Origin of the sequence: Actinopolyspora lacussalsi, assembly GCA_030803735.1 — a bacterium.
GTDB lineage: Bacteria > Actinomycetota > Actinomycetes > Mycobacteriales > Pseudonocardiaceae > Actinopolyspora > Actinopolyspora lacussalsi.
This window is the reverse complement of sequence record JAURUC010000001.1, coordinates 1911503-1933635: the sequence shown is the minus strand read 5'-3', so window position 1 is coordinate 1933635 and position 22133 is coordinate 1911503. Positions and strand designations below refer to the sequence as shown.

16 protein-coding genes are annotated in these 22133 nt (G+C 66.7%); 12 read left to right on the top strand and 4 right to left on the bottom strand.

Going from position 1 to position 22133, the window contains the following annotated elements; all coding sequences use genetic code 11:
• Positions 1–311: 311 nt before the first annotated feature.
• Positions 312–2627, top strand: a complete 2316-nt coding sequence (locus J2S53_RS08450; protein WP_456240528.1) for a RelA/SpoT family protein — start codon at positions 312–314, stop codon at positions 2625–2627.
• 302 nt (positions 2628–2929) lie between these two features.
• Here J2S53_RS08450 and J2S53_RS08445 read toward each other — a convergent pair whose 3' ends face one another.
• The gene (locus tag J2S53_RS08445; RefSeq protein WP_456240527.1) at positions 2930–3790 is read right to left on the bottom strand and encodes a peptidylprolyl isomerase; all 861 of its coding nucleotides are present in this window, start codon (positions 3788–3790) and stop codon (positions 2930–2932) included.
• A 228-nt stretch (positions 3791–4018) separates the two neighbouring features.
• Between J2S53_RS08445 and J2S53_RS08440 the strand changes: the two genes are divergently transcribed.
• The 3 genes from J2S53_RS08440 to J2S53_RS08430 are packed head-to-tail and all read left to right on the top strand — an operon-like array spanning position 4019 to position 6656.
• Complete coding sequence (locus tag J2S53_RS08440; RefSeq protein WP_456240526.1) at positions 4019–4702, top strand: MBL fold metallo-hydrolase; 684 nt, start codon at positions 4019–4021, stop codon at positions 4700–4702.
• Between the two features lie 50 nt (positions 4703–4752).
• The gene (gene hisS, locus J2S53_RS08435; RefSeq protein ID WP_456240525.1) at positions 4753–6015 is read left to right on the top strand and encodes a histidine--tRNA ligase; all 1263 of its coding nucleotides are present in this window, start codon (positions 4753–4755) and stop codon (positions 6013–6015) included.
• Positions 6012–6656 carry a hypothetical protein gene (locus tag J2S53_RS08430; RefSeq protein ID WP_092981478.1) on the top strand — a complete coding sequence of 215 codons (645 nt, stop codon included), beginning with the start codon at positions 6012–6014 and terminating at the stop codon, positions 6654–6656. Before hisS ends, J2S53_RS08430 begins: the two co-directional genes overlap by 4 nt.
• Before the next feature lie 52 nt (positions 6657–6708).
• Here the strand turns inward: J2S53_RS08430 and J2S53_RS08425 are convergent, their stop codons facing one another.
• Entirely contained in the window at positions 6709–8106 is a 1398-nt protein-coding gene (locus J2S53_RS08425) for a YibE/F family protein (RefSeq protein WP_456240524.1), read from the bottom strand.
• 823 nt (positions 8107–8929) lie between these two features.
• Between J2S53_RS08425 and J2S53_RS08420 the strand changes: the two genes are divergently transcribed.
• A complete protein-coding gene (locus J2S53_RS08420) occupies positions 8930–10021 on the top strand; it encodes an Rv2578c family radical SAM protein (RefSeq protein WP_456242742.1) in 1092 nt (363 codons plus the stop codon).
• 456 nt (positions 10022–10477) lie between these two features.
• Positions 10478–11275 carry an AfsR/SARP family transcriptional regulator gene (locus J2S53_RS08415; RefSeq protein ID WP_456240523.1) on the top strand — a complete coding sequence of 266 codons (798 nt, stop codon included), beginning with the start codon at positions 10478–10480 and terminating at the stop codon, positions 11273–11275.
• Positions 11276–11405: 130 nt separating this feature from the next.
• Here the strand turns inward: J2S53_RS08415 and J2S53_RS08410 are convergent, their stop codons facing one another.
• A complete protein-coding gene (locus J2S53_RS08410; protein ID WP_092981474.1) occupies positions 11406–12476 on the bottom strand; it encodes a hypothetical protein in 1071 nt (356 codons plus the stop codon).
• A gap of 369 nt (positions 12477–12845) precedes the next feature.
• Here J2S53_RS08410 and aspS point away from each other — a divergent pair, with 369 nt between their 5' ends.
• Positions 12846–14654, top strand: a complete 1809-nt coding sequence (aspS, locus tag J2S53_RS08405) for an aspartate--tRNA ligase (protein WP_456240522.1) — start codon at positions 12846–12848, stop codon at positions 14652–14654.
• A 352-nt stretch (positions 14655–15006) separates the two neighbouring features.
• On the opposite strand, the gene J2S53_RS08400 is transcribed toward aspS, so the two are convergent.
• Entirely contained in the window at positions 15007–15222 is a 216-nt protein-coding gene (locus J2S53_RS08400) for a hypothetical protein (RefSeq protein ID WP_456240521.1), read from the bottom strand.
• 78 nt (positions 15223–15300) lie between these two features.
• Here J2S53_RS08400 and J2S53_RS08395 point away from each other — a divergent pair, with 78 nt between their 5' ends.
• The 5 genes from J2S53_RS08395 to J2S53_RS08375 all read left to right on the top strand — a co-directional run bounded on the left by J2S53_RS08395 (position 15301) and on the right by J2S53_RS08375 (position 22063).
• Complete coding sequence (locus J2S53_RS08395; RefSeq protein ID WP_456240520.1) at positions 15301–16506, top strand: phosphotransferase family protein; 1206 nt, start codon at positions 15301–15303, stop codon at positions 16504–16506.
• A 556-nt stretch (positions 16507–17062) separates the two neighbouring features.
• A complete protein-coding gene (locus J2S53_RS08390) occupies positions 17063–17446 on the top strand; it encodes a hypothetical protein (RefSeq protein WP_456240519.1) in 384 nt (127 codons plus the stop codon).
• A gap of 440 nt (positions 17447–17886) precedes the next feature.
• Positions 17887–19404, top strand: a complete 1518-nt coding sequence (locus J2S53_RS08385) for a SulP family inorganic anion transporter (protein WP_456240518.1) — start codon at positions 17887–17889, stop codon at positions 19402–19404.
• Between the two features lie 148 nt (positions 19405–19552).
• On the top strand, positions 19553–20941 hold the full coding sequence (locus J2S53_RS08380) for a replication-associated recombination protein A (protein ID WP_130467800.1): 1389 nt from the start codon (positions 19553–19555) through the stop codon (positions 20939–20941).
• Positions 20942–21097: 156 nt separating this feature from the next.
• Positions 21098–22063 carry a 2-hydroxyacid dehydrogenase gene (locus J2S53_RS08375; protein WP_456240517.1) on the top strand — a complete coding sequence of 322 codons (966 nt, stop codon included), beginning with the start codon at positions 21098–21100 and terminating at the stop codon, positions 22061–22063.
• Positions 22064–22133 lie beyond the last annotated feature (70 nt).

The window sequence follows — 22133 nt, the reverse complement described above, 5'->3', positions numbered from 1 at the left end:
CGCCGATCATCGCGGGCCGGCTCCTGATGTGATCCGTGTCCGCGATGATCGGTGTACTGGTGATCACGCCGCCCTGTGGTCACGCCGCCTTGTGGTCACGCCGCCCGGTGATCGGCGCGGCCGATCATCCGGGGGTTCGGCTCACAGCCGCGTCGGGACCGCTCGGCGCGGCGTCGCCCCTCCCGGGAAGGCGCACGGGGGTCGTAGCGTTATGCTCAATGTCCGGGTCGCCGCACCGAGCGCCACGGGCGTTCTCGCGTGCGGAGAACCGACCCGGGCCGAGCGGATCCTCGAACACCCGGGAGCGTGCTGTGAGCCAAGAAGTCGAGTCTCCCGCGAGCGGGGCGGACTCTGCCGCGCAGCGGCCCGCCTCGGCCACTCGGCGGGTTCGCGCGCGGTTGGCCCGGCGAATCACCGCGCAGCGTCCTACCCAGGTCAAGCAGGTCCTCGAGCCGTTGGCCTCGGTGCACCGCGAGATGCACCCGCAGGCTGATCTGGCGTTGCTGCAGTACGCCTACGACATCGCCGAGGAACAACACAGCGACCAGCAGCGCAAGTCCGGTGATCCCTACATCACGCATCCGCTCGCGGTCGCCACCATCCTCGCCGAGCTGGGTATGGACACCACCACGCTGGTGGCCGCGTTGTTGCACGACACCGTCGAGGACACCGACTACCCGCTGGACAAGCTGCGGTCCGACTTCGGTGAGGAGGTCTCCCACCTCGTCGATGGCGTCACCAAGCTCGACAAGGTCAAGCTGGGAAACGCCGCCGAGGCCGAGACCATCCGCAAGATGGTCATCGCGATGGCCCGTGATCCCCGCGTCGTGGTGATCAAGCTCGCCGACCGGTTGCACAACATGCGCACCATGCGGTTCCTGCCGCCGGAGAAGCAGGTGCGCAAGGCGCGCGAGACCCTGGAGGTCCTGGCGCCGCTGGCACATCGGCTGGGCATGGCCACCATCAAGTGGGAGCTGGAGGACCTGGCCTTCGCGATCCTGCAGCCCAAGAAGTACGACGAGATCGTGCGACTGGTGGCCAACCGCGCGCCCTCCAGGGACACCTATCTGCGCACCGTGGTCGACGAGTTGTCGTCGAACCTGGACGCGGCTCGGCTCTCCGCGAAGGTGGAGGGGCGCCCCAAGCACTACTACTCGATCCACCAGAAGATGATCGTTCGGGGCCGTGACTTCGACGACATCCACGATCTGGTCGGAGTGCGCATCCTCGTCGACCAGGTGCGGGACTGCTATGCCGCGATGGGTGTGGTGCACGCGCTGTGGCAGCCGATGCCCGGCCGGTTCAAGGACTACATCGCCCAGCCCAAGTTCGGGGTGTACCAGTCACTGCACACCACGGTGATCGGTCCCGAGGGCAAGCCGCTGGAAGTGCAGATCCGTACCGAGGAGATGCATCGTACCGCCGAGTACGGCATCGCGGCCCACTGGCGCTACAAGGAGACCAAGGCGCGTGGCCGAGGCGGCGCCGGTGTCGAGATCGACGAGATGGCCTGGATGCGCCAGCTGCTCGACTGGCAGCGGGAGGCCGCGGACCCAGGGGAGTTCCTGGAGTCGCTGCGTTACGACCTCAACACCAGAGAGATCTTCGTATTCACCCCCAAGGGTGACGTGATCACGCTTCCGGCGGGATCGACGCCGGTCGACTTCGCCTACGCGGTGCACACCGAGGTAGGGCACCGTTGTATCGGATCCAGGGTCAACGGCAGACTCGTCGCGCTCGAACGCAAGCTGGAGAACGGCGAGGTCGTCGAGATCTTCACCTCCAAGGCCGAGGGATCCGGTCCGAGCAGGGACTGGCTTTCCTTCGTCGCCTCGCCGCGCGCCAAGACCAAGATCAAGCAGTGGTTCGCCAAGGAGCGGCGCGAGGAGGCGATCGAGTCCGGCAAGCAGGCCATCGCCAAGGAGCTGCGCAGGCTGGGTCTGCCGGTGCAGCGGTTGGTCTCGGCCGATTCCATCGGATCCGTGGCCAAGGAGCTGCACTACACCGATGTGACCGCGTTGTACGCGGCGGTCGGGGAACGACAGGTCTCGGCGCACCACGTGGTGCAGCGGCTGGTCGCCTCGTTCGGCGGGGTGGAACAGGCCGAGGACGAGATCGCGGAACGCTCCACCCCCTCCACGGTGCAGCAGCAGCGCCGCAGTTCCGGCGATTCCGGTGTACGCGTGGAGGGCGCCAACGCGGGTGAGGTCTGGGCGAAGCTCGCGCGTTGCTGCACCCCGGTGCCCGGCGACGAGATCCTCGGCTTCGTCACGCGCGGTGGTGGCGTCAGCGTGCACCGCACCGACTGCAACAACGCGGACGACCTGCGCTCCAAACCCGAACGGTTGGTGGAGGTCTACTGGGCCCCGTCGAACTCCTCGGTGTTCCTGGTGGCCATCCAGGTCGAGGCGCTGGACCGGCACCGGTTGCTCTCGGACGTGACGAAGGTGTTGGCCGACGAGAAGGTCAACATCCTGTCCGCCTCGGTGACCACCTCCAAGGACCGCGTCGCGGTGAGCCGGTTCTCCTTCGAGATGGGCGATCCCAAGCACCTGGGGCACGTCCTCAAGGCCGTGCGCAACATCGAGGGAGTCTACGATGTCTACCGCATGACCTCCGCTGCGTGACCGTTGGTCGGTCCGGCTGCGTGGCGGTACGGGCGGCGGAACCTCTCGCGGGCTCTCGCCGCGGGTCCGGAGACATCGGGTAGTTACACACAACGTCTCCGGCGTCCTCGCGAGAGCACCACGAGAGAACCCGCGGCGGTGCGGGCTGCGGCAGTGGTGGGAGCTCGGCCCTGCGTCGAAGCGGCGCGGCGATTTCGTGGGAAATTTACGCAGTCCGCCCCCCGCCACACCCGCGTGGCCGGGGCCACGCGGGTGTTCCCCGGTACTTCGCGGCCCAGGATTTCCGGGCCGGATTTCCCGGATCAGGACTGCACGGTCACCTTCTCGAAATTCACCTTCTTGTTCGGATGACCGCCACCCGCGCTCGAGAACGAACCGTCGTGGCCCGCCCGAGCGACCTTGTCCACCACTTCCAGGCCCTCCTTCGACACGGTGCCGAACACCGTGTAGTTGGACTGCAGCGGTGCCTCGCCGTACACGATGAAGAACTGGCTGCCGTTGGTGTCGGCCCCCGAGTTGGCCATCGCCAGGTATCCACGTCCGTACTGGATGTCGGAGTAGGTCTCGTCGTCGAACTGGTATCCGGGGCCGCCGGTGCCCTCACCCGTCGGGTCACCGCACTGCAGCATCTGCAGTCCCGAGGTGGAGATGCGGTGACAGGGGGTGTCGTTGTAGAACCCGGACTCGGCCAGGTGGACGAAGCTGTTCACCGTGCAGGGGGCCAGCGAGTGGTCCAATGTGATCGGGATGGTGCCCACATTCGCCTCGATCGTGGCCTGCACGGTTCCCTGCGAGGAGACCTCGCCGTCCTCGGGGGGATCCACCGGTTTGGCGGGCTCCCCCTCCGAACGGTAGGTGCAGGAAACCTGGTTCGGCAGCGGTTCAGGGCGGCTCGGAGCGGGGGCGAGTTCGGTCGGTATGGATATCTGCTCCGAGTTCGACTGTTCGGAGGTCGTCGTGGAGCTCGGTGGAGGACTCGCGGCGCCGTCACCCCCGCCGCCCGTACGGGTGAGGAAGTAAACCCCCACCACGGCCGCGATCACCACGACGATCGTGGTGGTCACCGCCACGGTCCTGCGTTTGCGGGCTTGCTCCTCCCTGCGGGCGAGCTGACGCTCGAGCTTGCTCTTGGCCGCCTGGCGACGTTGTTCGTTGCTGGACACCTGTTCCCACTCCGCGGTCGGGGTCGGTCGGCTTCGTCCCGAGGAAACAACACGGGATCACGTTTTCGGGGAGTGTAGAACGGCCCGGTGTGCGAAAACTGTGAGACCGCACGACTAGGCTGGTAGCACTGGAGTGATCGGGGTGGCCTGTCGGCCAGTGGTGCGGCAGGTTCTTACACGCCGCGGGCCCCGGTCGCACGTCCCCGAACGCTGAAGAGGTAGCACTCCGTGCTTGTTGTTGGTTTCCCCGTCGGACAGCTCCAGGCGAACTGCTACGTGCTCGCACCGCACGAGGGCGGCGACTGCGTAGTGGTGGACCCGGGCCAGGATGCCGTCGAGCCGGTGCGCAAGCAGCTGGACGAACACGGGCTCACCCCCGTGGGCGTGCTGTTGACGCACGGCCATTTCGACCACGTGTTCTCCGCCGGGGAACTGTGCGAGTCCTACGGGATACCCGCCTGGGTGCATCCCGAGGACCGCTACATGCTCGCCGACCCCGGTGCCGCGCTCGGCCCGGAGGGAAGCCAGCTGTTCGAGGGTGTCCCGGTGAACATGCCGGAGGACGTGCGTGAACTCTCCGGCGACACCGTGCTGAACCTGGCGGGCATGGAGTTCGACGTGCGGCCCGCTCCCGGCCACACGGGCGGTTCGGTGCTGTTCGGGACCGGCACCGTGGAAGGTGGTCGACTGCTGCTGACCGGCGACACGTTGTTCACCGGAGCCATCGGTCGCACCGACCTGCCCGGCGGTGACCACGAGCGGATGCTGCGCACGCTCCGGAACGAGATCCTGTCGCGTCCCGACGACACGGCCGTGCTCCCGGGACACGGCTCCACCACGACCATCGGCCGGGAGCGCGAGAGCAACCCCTTCCTACGGGGGCTCGCCGCATCCGACGAAGCGGCCGACTGACCGTCCTCGACAACCAGCACCAGGACCGACGAGACCAGAAGAAGCCAGCGATGAGCACGTTTGCCGCCCCCAAGGGCATCCCCGAGTACTACCCCCCGGGATCGGCACGATTCCTCGCGGTGCGCGACACCCTCGGCGAAGCCGCTCGCCGCGCCGGGTACGGCTACATCGAGCTGCCGGTGTTCGAGGACACCGCGCTGTTCGCACGCGGTGTGGGCGAGTCCACCGACGTGGTCAGCAAGGAAATGTACACCTTCCCCGACCAGGGGGGACGTTCGATCACGCTGCGCCCCGAGGGCACCGCGGGTGTGATCAGGTCGGTCATCGAACACGGTCTCGACCGGGGCCAGCTGCCGCTCAAGCTGTACTACAGCGGGGCGTTCTTCCGGTACGAGCGGCCGCAGGCCGGTCGCTACCGACAACTGCAGCAGGTGGGTGTGGAGGCCATCGGCGTGGACGATCCGGCGCTGGACGCCGAGGTGATCGCCGTGGCCGACGAGGGCTACCGCAGGTTGGGACTGACCGGGCACCGCATCGAGCTCACCTCGCTGGGCGACAGCACGTGCCGACCGGAGTACCGGGCCAAACTGCAGGAGTTCCTGCGCGGGTTGCCGCTGGACGAGGAGACGCGTCGTCGGGTGGAGCTCAACCCGCTGCGGGTGCTCGACGACAAACGCCCGGAAGTCCGCGAGATGGTCGCTGATGCCCCGCTGATGGCCGACAACCTCTCCGACCAGGCCGCCGAGCACTACGAGCGGGTCAAGGAGCACCTGCGTGACCTCGATGTCCCCTTCACCGAGAATCCCAGGCTGGTCAGGGGGTTGGACTACTACACCAAAACCACCTTCGAATTCGTGCACGACGGGCTCGGTGCGCAGTCCGGCATCGGCGGCGGCGGTCGGTACGACGGGTTGATGGCCGATCTCGGCGGCGCGGAGCTCTCCGGCGTGGGATTCGGACTCGGCCTGGACCGCACCATGCTCGCCTGCGAGGTGGAGGGAGTGCGGCCCGGTGACCAGTCCCGTTGCGACATCTACTGCGTACCGCTCGGCGAACAGGCCAAGCGTCGGCTGGTGGCGCTGGCGGGTCAGCTGCGGCACGCGGGCATCAGGGTGGAGATCGCCTACGGTGGCAAGGGACTGAAGGGGGCGATGAAGGCGGCCGACCGTTCCGGTGCCCGCTACGCGCTGGTTCTGGGAGAACGGGATCTGGCCGAGGACTCGGCGCAGCTGAAGGACCTCTCCGGTGGGCAGCAGGAGAGCATACCGCTGTCCTCGGTGGTCGAGAAGGCGCGGACGGTGCTGTCCGGATGAGCGAGGAACAGTCCCAGGAAAGCGTGACGCTGGATCTGCTCGATCGTCGCGTCGTCCGCAGGCGGGCGATCAGTGTCGCCGTCGCCGCTGTCGTGATCGGCGCGGCCATCGGTGGCATCGCGGGGCTGTTCGCGGGGACGGCCGGTTTCTTCGTCCCATTGGTCGTGCTGGCGCTGCCGCTGCTGCTGATGGCCTACAGCGAGGCGCGCAAGACTTACTGGCTGCGTGGCACCGAAGTGGCGGCACGCGCCTTCGGCACGCGCCGGGTCGATCTGTCGACGGCCACCGCGCTGGACGTGCTGATCACCGATATCCGTGGCACCCGCACGATCAGTCTGGTCGTCACCGGGCCGCCCCGGCATCGCACGTTGAACGTGGCGCTGGCGATGTACGCGGGTACCGGTGGGAAGGAACTCGGTGTCTACGCGCTGCGGCGGCTGGCCGACACGTTGGCCGGTACCGGAGACACCCGTGCGCTGGTGCTCTCGGAACTGATCGTGGCACAGCTCAAGGCCGAGGCGCGTGGCGACGCCGCGGCGGACCGGCCGCTCTACAAGTTGGCCTCCGCGGTCCCCGGAGGCGGGGTTGCCCGGCGAGTGGCCAACACCGACGTGGCGAAGTTCGTCGCCATGCTGGACTAAGGGGCGGAACGTGCTGCTCGTCCCGAACTGGCGGGGAAGCGGCGGCGGGTTCTCAGTGGCGCGAGCGGGATCCGCGACGTGATCTCGCCGCGCCGAGCACCGCACGGGTGGATCCCGCCGCGGCGGCTCGGTGCACCACGTCGAGCACCCCGGAGGTGGCCGCTCGCTGCTCCTCGGAGTGGGTCGCGGAGTCGTCCACCCGCCGACTGCCGTTCTCGCTCAGTACCACCGTCGCGGCGATGGCGGTGGTCAGTGGGACGGCGGCGATCAGGCCCAGACTGCCCACCAGGGTTCGCACGATTTCCTGGGCCACGTCCTGTGTGGTGGCGATGTCCCCGAACGACTGGCCGGACAGCTTGTAGGTCAACAGCAGCGGGAGTGCCGTTCCCGCGTAGGCCAGCACGAGCGTGTTCACCGAGGACGCCACGTGGTCCCGACCGATCCGCAGCGCGGCCGAGTACAGTTCCCGCCAGCGCATCCGGGGATTGGCGTGGTGCAGTTCCCACACCGCGCTGGTCTGCGTGACGGTGACGTCGTCGAGCACTCCCAGCGCCCCGATCACGACTCCGGCCAGCAGTAGTCCTCGGGCGTCGATGTCGTGGCCCAGGGCGCTTATCAGGGACGAGGTGGACTCGTCCAGTCCGGTCAGTCGGGTCAGTGCGGCGAACCCCGCGCTGAGCAGACCGATCAGGCTCAGACTCGCCAGGGTGCCCAGCACGGCGGTCGATGTTCGTGCCGAGACGCCGTGCGTCGCGTAGAGCACGCAGAACATGATCAGTCCGGCGGCCACCACGGCGACCAGCAGGGGGTCGGCCCCGGAGAGGATGGTGGGAAGCATGAACCCGAGCAGCATGGTCAACGTCAACGTCAGCGCCAGCAGGGAGGCGGCTCCCTTGCGACGTCCCAGCGCGATCACCGACGCGGCGAACAGCCCGACCAGCACCAGCAACCACCCACTCCGCTGGTAGTCCACTATCCGGTACGAGGTGGACTCGCGTGGCGAGTCGCCCGAGTAGGAGAGCACGATCTCGTCTCCCACGCCGAATTCCGGGGTGGTCGGCTCGTCTGGGACTCGTTGTTCGATCGTGCGTCCCGACGCGGGGCCACTGTGCAGTTCGACGCGAAGCAGCACGCAGCTTCCAGCGCCTCCGGCGCCCTGTCCGGACGTCCCGCCCGTGGTGCAGGAGGCGGTGCGTGCCGCTACCACGGCACCGTCCACCGGGTTGCGGGTGAAGCCCGGTTTCGCCTCCGGAGCGGAGTGCTGTCCGAAGGGGTACAGCAGTACCGCACCGATTACGGCCGCCAGTGCGAAAGGCGTCAGCACAGCGGCGAGTAGCCGCCGGGTGCGCCGGGAGGCGGTCGGAGCTGGATGGCCGTGACCGTGTCCGTGTCCGTGTCCGGTGGGGGGAGCGTTCGTGATGCCGCTGGCGGAATCTTCGGGTGACGGCACCGCATCATGGTACGACTGTCCGCCTCCCCTGCTTCCGCCGCTTCGGGGCCGCTCGTCGTATGTGGTGTGTCGGCCGCCGGTCAGCTCGCCGTGTCATCACGGAGGAGGAACACCGGAAGTCGAGCGAAGGAGACGTCACGGGAGTCAACGAGAATGCTCGTTTCTCCGAGGGGCCGCGTCTTCATCGTTTTCGGGGTTTCGTCCGCGACCGGTGGATGATTTTCGTCGTGTCGGTCAGAGTAACGCGATGCTGTGTTCTGGTTGCTTTCGCGTTTTCTCGACGAGATGTACCAAACTTTTTGGCCGTCTGGAAGGGGACGCGTTTCGGAGTGCGGGGCTGTCGCTCGGGGAGCGTGCGGTATCGATGCCGAGGGGGCTGCGCTTCGACTTTCCGGAAGTCGTTTCGGGTGCTCGGTTCGCGTCGGTTGGGTGAGCTCGGTCTGGAGGTTTTCGATATGCCCCGTTCCGGGGGCGGGAGGTTTCCGAAAACGATCCGGCCGGAAGGTGGAGGTCGTTTCCCTGCTCCGCGGAATGCGATCAGAAATGGTGGAGCAGTTCGGGGCGGAGCCTTCGGCCGGGCTCAGCAGGACTGTTCGACGCGTACCGGAGGATGATCTCGTCGTCGAAAGAGGCTTCCGCTCCGTCGAACCGTGATTCTCGGATGCCCCGTGGTCGCCGAGCTGATCACATATGTGGTCCCGAGGGGCGTGCTCCCGGTTCCGACGGTCTGGGGGCTCGTTCCGGTGCGCCGGGCGGGGCCCGTCGACTGGACAGCTGTTCGAATAAGTGTTCGAATGAGGTTGTGCGTTGGGAGAAACAGCGGATCACTCCGCCGAACAGTCCTTCGGGGGAAGCGGGTGCCGCCGCCGACATCGCAGGCGAGACGGCCGAGCTGGACCTGGGGGTGTCACCGGAAGCCCCGAGGAGCGGTGACCACCGGATCGGTGCGGGCCTGCGACTGCCCGAGCCGGTGCCGATCGAGGCGGGCACGGAGGACGCCTACGCCATCGAGATCCGGGCGAAGTCGATCCTCAACCGGGTGCCGGGTGAGTCCGGTGTCCCGTTCGAGTGGACCCTGAACCCCTACCGGGGGTGTGGTCACGCGTGTCGTTACTGCTTCGCGCGCAACACTCACACCTATCTCGACCTGGACAGCGGACACGACTTCGACAGCAAGATCGTGGTCAAGGTCAACGCGGGGCAGCTGCTGCGCCGTGAGCTGGCGAATCCGAAGTGGCGCGGTCACCCGGTGGCGATGGGAACCAACACCGATCCCTATCAGCGTGCCGAAGGGCGTTACGCATTGATGCGGGACATCCTCACCGCGCTGACCGAGCGTGCCAACCCGTTCTCGATCCTCACGAAATCGACGCTGATTCTGCGCGACCTCGATCTCATCGAGTCGGCGGCCGCGGTGACCGATGTTTCGATCGCGGTATCCATCGGCTCGCTGGATGAAGGGCTCTGGCGAACGGTCGAGCCGGGTACTCCCGCCCCCGCCCGACGGTTGGAAGTGGTCCGGCGGTTCGCCGAGGCCGGGATCGGTTGTTCGGTGTTGCTGGCCCCGATCCTTCCGGGACTCAGCGACTCCTGGGAGCACATCGACCGTACGGTGGGGGCGCTGGTCGAGGCCGGTGCGAAGAGCATCACTCCGTTGCCGCTCCATCTGCGCCCCGGTGCCCGCGAGTGGTACCGCGCCTGGTTGCAACGCGAGCACCCGTCGTTGGTCCCGCTCTACGCGCGGCTGTACCGCGACAGCTCCTACGCCCCCGAGTCCTACCGACGAGAAGTGGTGGAGCTGGTGGAGCGGGCCTGCCGTGCGCACGGGATGCACCGCGAATCCTCCAGCGGGGCGCGCGACACCCCGAAACGCGCCGCTTCCGAAACCGCGAACGAGCAGCTTTCGTTGCTTTGAGTTTCCAGCCCGCGAATACCGGCGTCACAGTGGCTGTTTTGCCGGTACGGAAACGGATCCTCGACAGCGTCGCTCGTCGGCGCGGCGTCATCCCGATGCCAGCGTGGACTTTCCCGACATAATATCATCCCCCTGGTGGAATATTCCAGACGTGACGGAATATTCCGCAGGATTTTGCCTCACGCATTTGGGGGATGGTCCTCTGGTTGTTCCGTTCGTAGTATTCATTTCGCTCGATGTCCGGTTAGAGTAAAATATCTGCATTACCGCGCTATCGGCGTGGACAGTCCAAAACGGATTCCCGCGGTGAAGAGGCACCCCAATACCCACCGCTGTCCTGGGCATAGTCGCCAAGCTCACCTCGGAGTTCAGGTGCCGTGGTGTCGTCACTTCGGCAAAATCCGCGACCAACGGTGTGGTCGTGGCCCGTTGATTACCTTCGATCGGAGTGAGCCGATGATCCGATTCCGAGTCCTCGGGCGGGTACGGATGTACGACGATGATAATCGGCCGACGGAGGTTCCCGGACTGCAGCGAAGAACCGTACTGGCGGTGTTGCTGCTCAACTCTGGGCAGGTGGTTCCTCGCGAGCAACTCGTCGAACAGCTCTGGCCCGACGGCCCGCCGAGGGGAGAGACGAACGCGCTGCAAGCACACATCGCGCGGCTGCGCCGCGACATGGACCGTTGCTTCGGTGCGGGAAACGGAGCCTGCCGGTTGTCCACCAGCGATCTCGGCTACGCACTGCGCCTCGAACAGGGCGAACTCGACCTGGAGGTGTTCGAGACGTTACGACTCACAGCACGCCAGATCGCCGAGGCCGACCCGTCGGCAGCCACGGACATGCTGCAGCAGGCGATCGAGCTCTGGCGGGGCCCTGCCTTGGCCGAGGTCAGACAACGCGGCGAACGTCTCTACGCCGCCGCCGTGCAGGCCGAGGAGCACTACGTACTGGCTCTGGAGGAGTTCGTCGAACTCAACCTGGAACGTGGTCACTACGACTGGGTGATCGGTCGTCTGAAGGCGCTGACGGCGCAGTATCCCTACCGGGAGCGACTGTTCGAACAGTTGATCATCGCGCTCGGTAGGACCGGACGTCGTGCCGAGGCGGCCGCGCTGTTTCGGAGGATCCGTTCGGAGATGGTCAACGAGTTCGGGCTCGAACCCTCGGCCGAACTCAATCGTGCCGTCCAGTTCGTGCTGGAGGACGGTACGGACGAGTCCGGCCGCCGTTCGGAACGCGGAGCTCGATAATCGAACCCGGTAGCTGGACTTCTTTCCGGAGCGAGCCGCTCGGCTGGGCCTCCCGCCGGTTCTGGCCGGGGAGGCCCAGCGTATCGCCGACACGAACCCGGGCCTCCGCCGCGTGAGCGCGTTACACGCTTCATCTGAGTCGTTGTGCCAGCGCCGCGGGGGGTCGGCTCGCGAGACCGGGAACTCCGTTGGGTCTCGGCGTCGGCTGAACGGGTTGCCATCTCACGCAGAACGCGCCGAGGCCGAAGTCCAGTGCCACGGCATGGGTACGTCCGCGCGGATCGATCGACATCGGCTTGGCGGTCCCCAGCTCCGAACCGTCCGGCCGGGCGGTGAAACTCTCGCAGTGTGCGGGTGGATTGTCCGGGTCGAACCACAGCTCCACCAAATACTCCCGCACGGGGAGCCGGAACCTGCGCGAATAAGTGTGGTCCTGTTCGGTACCCACCAGGCCGTTCGGGCCGTGGGTGATCTCGTACTCCAGCAGCGCGGTCTCGCCCTTTTCGAGGCAGTGGTCGAACAGCAATTCCGCCGCGACCACCCCGTTGCGGTGGTCCGAGAGCGTTTGACCGAGGGTGCAGCCGTGCGAGGCGTTGATGTTGGGCGGCGCCACACCGCTGCCCGCGTTGTCGAAGACGGTCACCCAACGATCCACCCCGTTGCGCTCCGCCTGGACCAGCTGTCGTACCCGCAGACTCCGTTGTTTGCCGGCCGAGTCGATCTCGAGCACGTCGTGCTGGCTCAGCCGTGTCAGGTGACCGTCCGCGCTGGTGTCCAGTCTGCTGAGCAGACCGGCGGCCGAGGCGTTGTCGGACCAGAGCGTGGCCAGCGTCGGCGCCGAGGGTTCCTCCCGGTTGCGGCCCCTCGGCTTCGGTGGTCCCAACAGCGTCGACAGCGCGCCGTCCGGTACACCGAGCACGTCCTCCAGCTCGCGCAGTGCCACCAGCGAGTCCGGTCGTTCCGGCCTGCGACGTCCGGATTGCCAGTAACTCAGCGCGGTGATGCTCACCGGCGTGCCTCTGGCACGCAGTCGATGCTGAATGCGCTCCAGGCTGAGTCTGCTCGAACGGATCGCGGCTCGCAGCGCGACGTCGAACGGGCCGGTCCGCAGCAGCTTGGACAACTCGGGGGACAGTTGTCGGTGCTCGTGTCCGGTTAACGGGGATGCTGTGGAGGGTGTTCGGGTACGGGGGACGACCATTACCACTCCTCGTGCTTGCTGACCTCCCGCGGAACGCTAATTGCACTGATCACGTTCGTGCAACGAGATTGCGGGAATTCGACGTCCCCTGGGGATGAACGTTACCGATTCGGTCGCGGCGGTGACGTTTTCCGCGGTGTTGCCGGGAGTTACGCGGTGTCGCCGGCAGCGCGGTTCGCGCCGTGCGGGAGATAACCGCCGAATTCCTCGTCCCTTCTCGCTCGTTGTGGTGTTCGGGTGCGCCTCGCCGGACCGCGCCGTCGGTGGCGGCCCGAAACCTGGTGCACGGTCGACGGCCGCCGTTGGCTAACCTGGAGTGGTCCTGCTCCGGACGACCACCCGTTTCACACCCTAAGGAGATCAGCAGCCGTGATGCGCACGCACGAGGCCGGCTCGCTCCGTGCCGACCAAGCCGGGCAGTCCGTCACCCTCGCCGGATGGGTGGCGCGTCGCCGTGATCACGGTGGAGTGATCTTCATCGATCTGCGTGATGCCTCGGGAGTTGCTCAGGTGGTCTTCCGCGAGGGAGAGATGGCAGAGCGCGCCCACCGGTTGCGCGCCGAGTTCTGCGTCCGCGTCACCGGGGAGATCTCGCTCCGGCCGGAGGGCAACGAGAACCCGGAGATCGCGACGGGCGCCATCGAGGTGACCGCCACCGACCTCGAAGTCCTCTCCGAATCGGCTCCGCTGCCCTTCCCGGTGGACGAGCATCTCGACGTGGGCGAGGACGTTCGGCTGCGGCACCGCTATCTGGATCTGCGCCGTTCCGGGCCCGCTAAGGCGATCAGGATGCGCAGCGAGGCCAACCGCATCGCGCGTGAGGTGCTGCACGGTCGCGAGTTCGTCGAGGTGGAGACCCCCACGATGACGCGCTCCACTCCGGAGGGCGCCCGTGACTTCCTCATCCCGGCGCGGTTGCAGCCCGGCAGCTGGTACGCGTTGCCGCAGTCGCCGCAGCTGTTCAAGCAGCTGTTGATGGTCGGTGGTCTGGAGCGTTACTTCCAGATCGCCCGCTGCTACCGCGACGAGGACTTCCGCGCCGACCGCCAGCCGGAGTTCACCCAGCTCGACATCGAGATGAGCTTCGTCGACGCCGAAGACGTCATCGACATCAGCGAGCGGGTGATCCGTGCGCTGTGGCGCGAACTGGCCGACCACGAGATTCCCGCTCCGATCCCCCGGTTGCCCTACGCCGAGGCGATGGCGCGCTACGGGACGGACAAACCGGACCTGCGGTTCGGTGTCGAGTTGACCGAGCTGACCGACTACTTCCGCGACACCCCCTTCCGGGTGTTCCAGGCTCCCTACGTCGGCGCCGTGGTCATGCCGGGTGGTGCCGACCAGCCCCGCAGGCAGCTGGATGCCTGGCAGGAGTGGGCCAAGCAGCGCGGCGCGAAGGGGCTGGCCTACGTACTGATCGGCGCCGACGGCACGCTGTCCGGTCCGGTGGCAAAGAACCTCTCCGAGCAGGAGCGTGACGGGCTGGCCAAGGCGGTCGGCGCGTCTCCCGGCGACTGCGTGTTCTTCGCGGCCGGGCAGCCCGCTCCCTCGCGTGCGCTGCTCGGCGCGGTCCGGCTGGAGATCGCCGAGAACTGCGGACTAGTCGATCACGACGCCTGGTCGTTCGTGTGGATCGTCGACGCCCCCATGTTCGAGTCCGTCGCCGACAGCGACGACGTCGCCGTCGGCACCGGTCGCTACACCGCTGTGCACCACCCCTTCACCGCGCCGGTACCCGAGTGGTCCGACAGTTTCGAGCAGAACCCGGATAAGGCTCTGGCCAGCGCCTACGATCTCGTGTGCAACGGTAACGAGATCGGCGGTGGTTCCGTCCGTATCCATCGCTGGGAGATGCAACAGCGGGTGTTCGACGTGCTCGGCATCTCCAAGGAGGAGGCCGACGAGAAGTTCGGCTTCCTGCTGGAGGCATTCCGGTACGGTCCGCCGCCGCACGGTGGTGTGGCCTTCGGTTGGGACCGCATCTGCATGCTGCTGAGTGGCGCGGAATCGCTGCGTGACGTCATCGCCTTCCCGAAGAGCGGTGGCGGGTTCGACCCGCTCACCGGGGCTCCCGCGCCGATCACCGCGGAGCAGCGCAAGGAGGCCGGGGTGGACGCCAAACCCACCCGTCGTGGCGCCGGTGAAGCCGACCAGGCGGCCGACTCGCGAAGCTCCTGACTCCGGTGAGTCCGCCCACCCGGTCGTGGAGTGTTGATCTGTGTGGCCGCCTGTTGCTACCCTGAGTGCATGGTCGTAGCGGTGAGTCGTTTCGTGTCACCCCGTTTGGAACACGATCAGTCGAGCTCTGGGTGAGTACGGTCTCACCCGGCTGTCCGACCAAGGAAGGTGTTCTCCTCGGCACTGGGACGTCAGGGGAAGAGCTCCCCGGCTCGGGCGGTTTCACAGCGTCAGCCGATGCTCCGATCGCGTGAAAAATCGTTACGTCTCCCGTGGTACCCGTCTACGGTCGGTGGCGGACTACCGTCCGTTCACCGTTCGGAGTGCTTTCGTCTTTCGGGGCGTATTCATCTTACGGATCCGCCTGTGGTCGGTCTCCGTCCTGCTGTCCACGAGCCGACGGCAGGTAGTGCGCCGGGCAGTGACGAGTGGAGAACATCGTGCAACCACCGTGGTGATTGATTCGTCGTCGGAACGGGTAGTTCACCTCGGTGGCAAGGGTTGCCGAGCGCTCGGTGGCCGCGTAACCGTTGAGGGTGGTGTTCTTGTGGGTACCGTCGGTACGCAAGGCCGTTACCCGAGTCGGGTGTAACTTAACCGGTCAGGCCCGTGGAGCAGCGGGTGGTGGCGGTAGGGTCTGGAGACGATGAGCGTGGAAATCACCACCGGTCCGCCGGAGGTTCGTGTGCCCGCGAGTGCGGAGGTTACCGATACGCTCGGTACTGCCGAGACCGTGCTCACCCGGAGAATGGGGGCACCCGTCCGGCTTGCCGACCCGGAGGATCTGGGCGGTAGTGGCCGGTCTGTCGTGATGCGGGTTCGTGTCGCCGAGACACCGTTCGAGTTGCCGCGCACACTCGTGATCAAGCATTACGGAACGGTTCCCGGCAAGGGCCATTCGGATCCGTTCGCCCACGAGGCGGCGAGCTGTCAGCTGGCCACCGCGCTTCCACCGGAACTCCGCGTCGGGCCGGAACTGATCGCCCAGGACACCGAGAAGCGACTGTTGGTTCTGGAGGATCTCGGCCGGGGCGCGAACCTGGCCGATGTGTTGTTCGCCGACGATCCGCGCGCCGCCGAGCGCTCGTTGTTGGCCTGGGCACGTGCGCTGGGCAGACTGCACACCTCGATGGCGGGCAGGGAGGCCGACTTCGACGCCCTGATGCGCAGGCTCGGGCTCGAGTCGTGGACCGATCCGGTCGCCGACGACATCCGGCGCTCGTTGCGGGAGCTTCCCGAACTGCTGGCCAACACTCTGGATCTCTCGTTGCCCGAGCAGGTGCGAGCACGGCTCGATTCCGCCGCCGGACTGTTGGGCTCGACCAAGTACCGTTCCTTCAGCCCCTCCGACATCTGCCCGGACAACAGTCTGGTGACGGGCAACGGGGTGCGGTTTCTGGACTTCGAGTGGGCGTGTGTCCGTGACATCGCGCTGGATGCCGCCTACCTGCAGTTCCCGTTCCCGTCCTCCTGGTGTTCCTACGCCATGCCGGCGGGGTTGGTGGACAACATGCTCGCCACCTGGCGTTCGGAGATCGTCGAGGTGTGGTCGGACCTGGACGACGACGCCGTGCTGATGCCTCGCCTGCTGGACGCGCAGCTGCTCTGGGTCTGGGTGTCGACCTGGTGGTTCCTACCGCGGGACGGGCAGTTGGACGGTCCCATCGACGCCCACATGCCCTCGCCGCGTCGAAGCACCGCTCTCGCTGATCGCTGGCAGCGCTTGGGCAAGGACGCCGAGGCCAACGATATGCCGGAGATCGCCTCCTACGCGGAACGAATGGTCCAGGCGCTGGTGGAACGATTCGGTTCCGGAGCGCTGGAGCTGCGGCCGTACCCGGCCTTTCGCTGAGCGTGACCACTCACGCGGCGAGCGGCCGCGTTTTCGTCCGTCACGGGTGGGAGGCACCTTGTTCGGGGTCGGTTCCGAACGGGATCCGGCCGTACCGATGGCCTCGTGCTCGCCACCTCGTCCGTTTCCAGCGGGGGAATTCGTCGCTGACCTCCGCTGTCGCCACGTCGCTCCGGGGCTGTAACGGGGATCCCCACGCGGCCGTCGTTGTCGGGAATCCTCCCTGGGGAATCGTTTCCCGGTGCCTCGCTTCCACTCCGAGCGGGAAGCCCGCCGGGGATATCCTCTTTTCGGGTATTCCTATTCTCTGAGAAGGACTCACTTGTGCGCTGTGTGATAACTTACACCCGAAGGTGGTATTGATTTTTCTGTCATCGCGCTGACCTGAGCAAATTTTCGTGTTTGGTGCGATCGCTGTCTCCTGCCGTGTTTTTCCACCTTTTCGGGTTACTTTTGGTTTACTCCGAGTACACATTTCTCGGGTAGTATCGGAAATGTCCGCTTCGGGTGGCGGTTCGGTACGTCCGGTCGGTAGTCGGAGGTAGCAGTGTCGGGGGTGACAGTGAAAGCCGGGATGAGTTCGGCGCTGCGGGCGGCGTTGTTCCTGCTGTTCGCTGTGGTCCTCATCGTGCTTTCCCCGCTCCACGCCACCGGTGCCGTGGCGCACGTCGGCAGGGTCGCTTCGGGGGAGTACAAAACCGAGCAGAGTGCTCCCTGCGAGAGCGAGAAACTCCGCAAGCGCCCCAGCGTGGCCGAATTGGGCAGAAGGATCGGGCGGCGCACCGAACGGTCGTGCAGCAGACGGAACCGCACGGCTCTTCCCGCCAGACAGCGCTTCGACACCGCGGAAGACGCGAGAAACATTCGCAATGCGGTCGACTCGACTGTGAAATGCAGATCAGCCCATTCACAGGCGAGACTCCAGGTGTACCGCAGGTGATTCCTCGGCCGATTCGGTTCGACGGGGACCTGCGCTGCTCGCGAGGTCCCTCGCCTCGTCTTCGCGGCAGCGGCGGTTGGAGTCGGGTCCACGTTCGGTTCGATTACCGGGCCGAGCTGTAGAACCTTCCAGTCCACAGGGCACAACGCTCGCGGGCATCCTCGCCGAATTCACCTCGCATCGACGCGAGTCCGTTGGAAATCCATTCCGAGTAGCCGTCCGAGACACGGTTCTTCCGAGCGTTCTCCACTCCGGGAGAGCGTGGTTCGGGGAAACCAGCAGCGGTACGGACGGCGAGCCGATCGAGTAGTCCGAATACCCGACCGGGACTTCCGGAACGGATTCCCACTCGTACCAGCGACACATTTCGACCGACGCCCCTGCGGGCCCACGTGTGTCCGATCGCGGACACGGGCCTGTCGACCCTCACGGAGTGAATCGTGACCACACAACTCGAATCGCCTCGGCCCACCCGGCCGGGCTCTCTCGGCGAACACATCCGCCGGAACAAGTCGGTGTTCGGCTTCGACCTGGGTGCTTCGCTCGTGGTCTTCCTGGTGGCGTTACCACTGTGCGTGGGCATCGCCGTTGCCTCCGGCGTGCCCGCCGAACTGGGCATCGTCACCGGCATCGTCGGCGGCATCGTCGTAGGTTGCATGCCGGGAAGCACCATGCAGGTCAGCGGCCCCGCGGCAGGTCTGACCGTGCTGGTCGCCTCCACGATCGCCGATCACGGTCTCGCCATGTTGGGCGTGGTCGTGCTCGGAGCGGGCCTGCTGCAGATCGCGATGGGGATGACCGGAATCGGTACCTGGTTCCGCGCGATCTCTCCCTCAGTGGTGCAGGGACTGCTGGCCGGGATCGGGCTCGTACTGATCCTCGGCCAGATCTATCCCATCGGAGGGCTGGACCAGCCCTCGCACACCGGTGCCAAGTTCGCCGGGCTGCCCGAACTGTTCCGGGCCGTGTTCACCACCCCAGCGGGACGGGCCGGGGTCGCCATCGCGGTGGTGACGCTGCTCAGCATGGTGCTGTGGGGGCGATTGCCCCAACGCCTCCGGACCGTTCCCGCACCGTTGGTGGGAGTCACCGTCGCGTCGGCGCTCACCTACGCGTTCGGGCTTCCGCTGGAGACGATCCGGGTCGGTTCGCTGCTGGAAACCATCAATGTCACCACCCCCGGTGACCTCGGCGCGGTTACCAGCTTCGCGGTGCTCGGATCGATTCTCACTTTCGCACTGATCGCCTCCGCGGAGAGCCTGTTCAGCGCGGCGGCGGTGGATCGGATGCACGACGGTCCCAAGACCCGCTACAACGCTGAGCTGGTGGCGCAGGGTACCGGGAACGCGGTCTGCGGAGTGCTCGGCGCGCTGCCGATGACCGCGGTGATCGTGCGCAGTACCGCCAACGTGCACGCGGGAGCCCGAACCAAACTCTCCCGTGTGCTGCACGGGTGCTGGCTCCTGCTGTTCGTGATGCTGCTTCCCCAGCTACTCTCCTTCATTCCGCTGGCTACCCTCGGAGCGCTGTTGGTGCACGCGGGATGGAAACTGCTCGGGATACGCCAGGTCGCCACCTTGATCCGGGAACAGCGTTCGGAGGCGTTCATCCTGCTGCTGACCGCTGGGACGATCCTGGCCACCGACCTGCTGATCGGTGTGCTCACCGGCATCGCGGCCGCGGTGATCAAGACTGCTTGGGAGGTTTCCGGACTTTCCGTGGAGATCGAACACGACGAGAACCATGCCCGGGTGCGGTTGCACGGCAACGCCACGTTCCTGCGGTTGCCGCAGCTGCAGGACAGGCTGGAACAACTGCCACACACCAGTAGCGCTCATGTCGACATGACGCCGCTGCGGCATCTGGACCGAGCCTGTCATCAGACCATCGAGCACTGGGCTGAGCAGCGGCGCAAGAACTCCTGCGCCGTGGAGCTGGCCATGCCGGGCGCGCGCTGACAGCTCGATGCGCACTGGTCCTCGCCGTGCTGTCACGGGGAGGACCAGCTATCAGCGGGATCAGTAACCGCGAGATCCGCTGGAAGGTGGCGATGTCCCGCGCCGTCCCGCACGACCGGTGCCACACGGCGCGGGTAGCGTCGGTAGCGTGACTGATGGCCTGTTCGACAACGGTTCGTTCCACAGCGGTCTGCTGGACGGCGGCCTGTTCGGTGCTGATGCCGAGGACCGCGCCGAACAGCGACTCGCCGAGAACGCGCCGTTGGCGGTGCGGATGCGTCCCCGGACGCTCGACGAAGTCATCGGGCAGGATCACCTCCTCGGCTCCGGAGCGCCGCTGCGCCGTCTCGTGGAGGGGGCGGCCCCCGCCTCGGTGCTGCTGCACGGGCCACCCGGTACCGGCAAGACCACCCTGGCCGGACTGGTCTCACAGGCCACCGGACGTCGTTTCGTGGCGCTGTCCGCGCTCTCGGCGGGTGTCAAAGAGGTGCGCGGGGTGATCGAGGAGGCACGGCGCAGGCTCGGGCACTCGGGTGAGGCCACCGTGCTGTTCATCGACGAGGTACACCGTTTCTCCAAGACACAACAGGATGCGCTGCTCTCCGCGGTCGAGGACCGGACCGTGCTGCTGGTGGCCGCCACCACCGAGAACCCCTCGTTCTCCGTGGTCTCACCGTTGCTTTCGCGTTCGCTGGTGCTGCAGCTGCGACCGCTCGGTGAACAAGAGGTCCGTCAGCTGGTGCTGCGCGCCGTGACCGAACAACGCGGGCTGGACGGCGAGTTCCGCCTGGAGGAGGAGGCCGAGCAGCATCTGGTGGCGCTGGCAGGGGGAGACGCGCGCCGCGCGCTGACGGCGCTGGAGGCCGCTTCCGAAGCGGCGGCCGCCACCGGCTCCACCACCATCGACCTCGCCACCGTCGAGGCGACGGTGGACAAGGCGGCCGTGCGCTACGACCGCGACGGTGACCAGCACTACGATGTCGCCAGCGCGTTCATCAAATCCATCCGCGGTTCGGACGTGGACGCCGCGCTGCACTACCTGGCCAGAATGATCGAGGCGGGGGAGGACCCACGTTTCATCGCACGCAGGCTCGTGGTGCACGCCAGCGAGGATGTCGGCATGGCCGATCCCACCGCGATGCAGAGCGCCGTGGCGACCGCCCAAGCGGTGCAGTTCATCGGAATGCCGGAGGGCAGGTTGGCGCTGGCACAGACCACGGTGCATCTGGCCACCGCCCCCAAGTCCAACGCCGTGATCACGGCCATCGACGCCGCGCTGGCCGATGTCCGTGCCGGCAGGGCCGGAACCGTGCCCGCGCATCTGCGGGACGGGCACTACGCGGGTGCCGAGCGACAGGGGAACGCCATCGGGTACCGCTATCCGCACGATCGCCCGGAAGGAGTGCTCGAACAGCAGTACCCGCCCGATTCGCTGGTCGGCAGGAACTACTACGAGCCCAACGGGCGTGGTGAGGAACGAACACTGGCGGAACGGCTGCCGAAACTGCGCAACATCGTTCGCGGGGATCACCAGTAGTGCCGGACGAAGTCACCGGCCCCTCCCGTCGTGGTTCACGGTCGTCCCGGAACGTCGGCTTCGGAGCTGTTCTCGGGTAATGTGCCGATTCGGCCGGACAGGCCACGAGTCGACGACCCGGCGCTCGTCACGGCCGGGTTCGGAAGGGACGGATGAGTGAGTTCTCGGATCCTGGTCACCCGCTCGATTCCCGATTCGGCGTTGCGACTGCTGGACTCGGTGGGTGATGTGCGGCTCTGCAGTCAGAGTCGAGCGATGACCCCGGCGGAGCTGCACGAGGCCGTGCACGGTGCCGAGGCGGTGGTCACCATGCTGCACGACCGGATCGACGGCGAGGTCCTCGACGCGGCGGGGCCGTCGTTGCGCGTGGTCGCCAATGTCGCGGTGGGCTACGACAACGTCGATGTGTCCGCACTGGACCGACGTGGGGTACTGCTGACCAACACGCCCGGGGTGCTCACCGATGCCACGGCGGATCTGACGTTCGGGCTGTTGCTGATGGCCACCCGCAGGCTCGCGGAGGGGGAACGGTTGATCCGCTCGGGTACCCCCTGGGCGTGGAACTTCTCTTTCATGCTGGGCAGCGGTTTGCAGGGCAAGACGCTGGGAATCGTCGGGATGGGCCAGATCGGCCGTGCCGTGGCACGCAGAGCACGTGCCTTCGGCATGGATGTCGTCTACACCGCTCGGAATCGCGTGGAGTCCGAGGTCGAGCGCGAGCTGGACGCGAGTTTTCTGCCGCTGTCGCGGCTGCTGCGCGACTCGGACGTGGTGTCGCTGCACTGCCCGCTGACCGAATCCACCAGGCACCTGATCGACGGTGCGGCCCTGTCCGGCATGAAGTCCTCGGCGGTACTGCTCAACACCAGTCGTGGTGCCGTGGTCGACGAACGTGCCCTGGCACACGCTCTCCGGGACGGCACTATCGGCGGAGCCGGACTGGACGTGTTCGAGAACGAGCCGGCGGTGGAGCCCGAGCTGCTCGAACTGGACAACGTGGTGATGGTGCCGCACCTCGGCTCGGCCACTGCCGAGACGCGTACGGCGATGGCCGAGTTGGCCGCCCGCAACGTGGTCGGTGTGCTCGACGGTAGTGGCCCGGTTTCACCGGTCAACGGTTGACCGGTCGCTTCCGGCACCGTCGTTACGGGAAACCGGAAGCGCCGGGCTTGCGGGCGGGTACGGCTTTGCT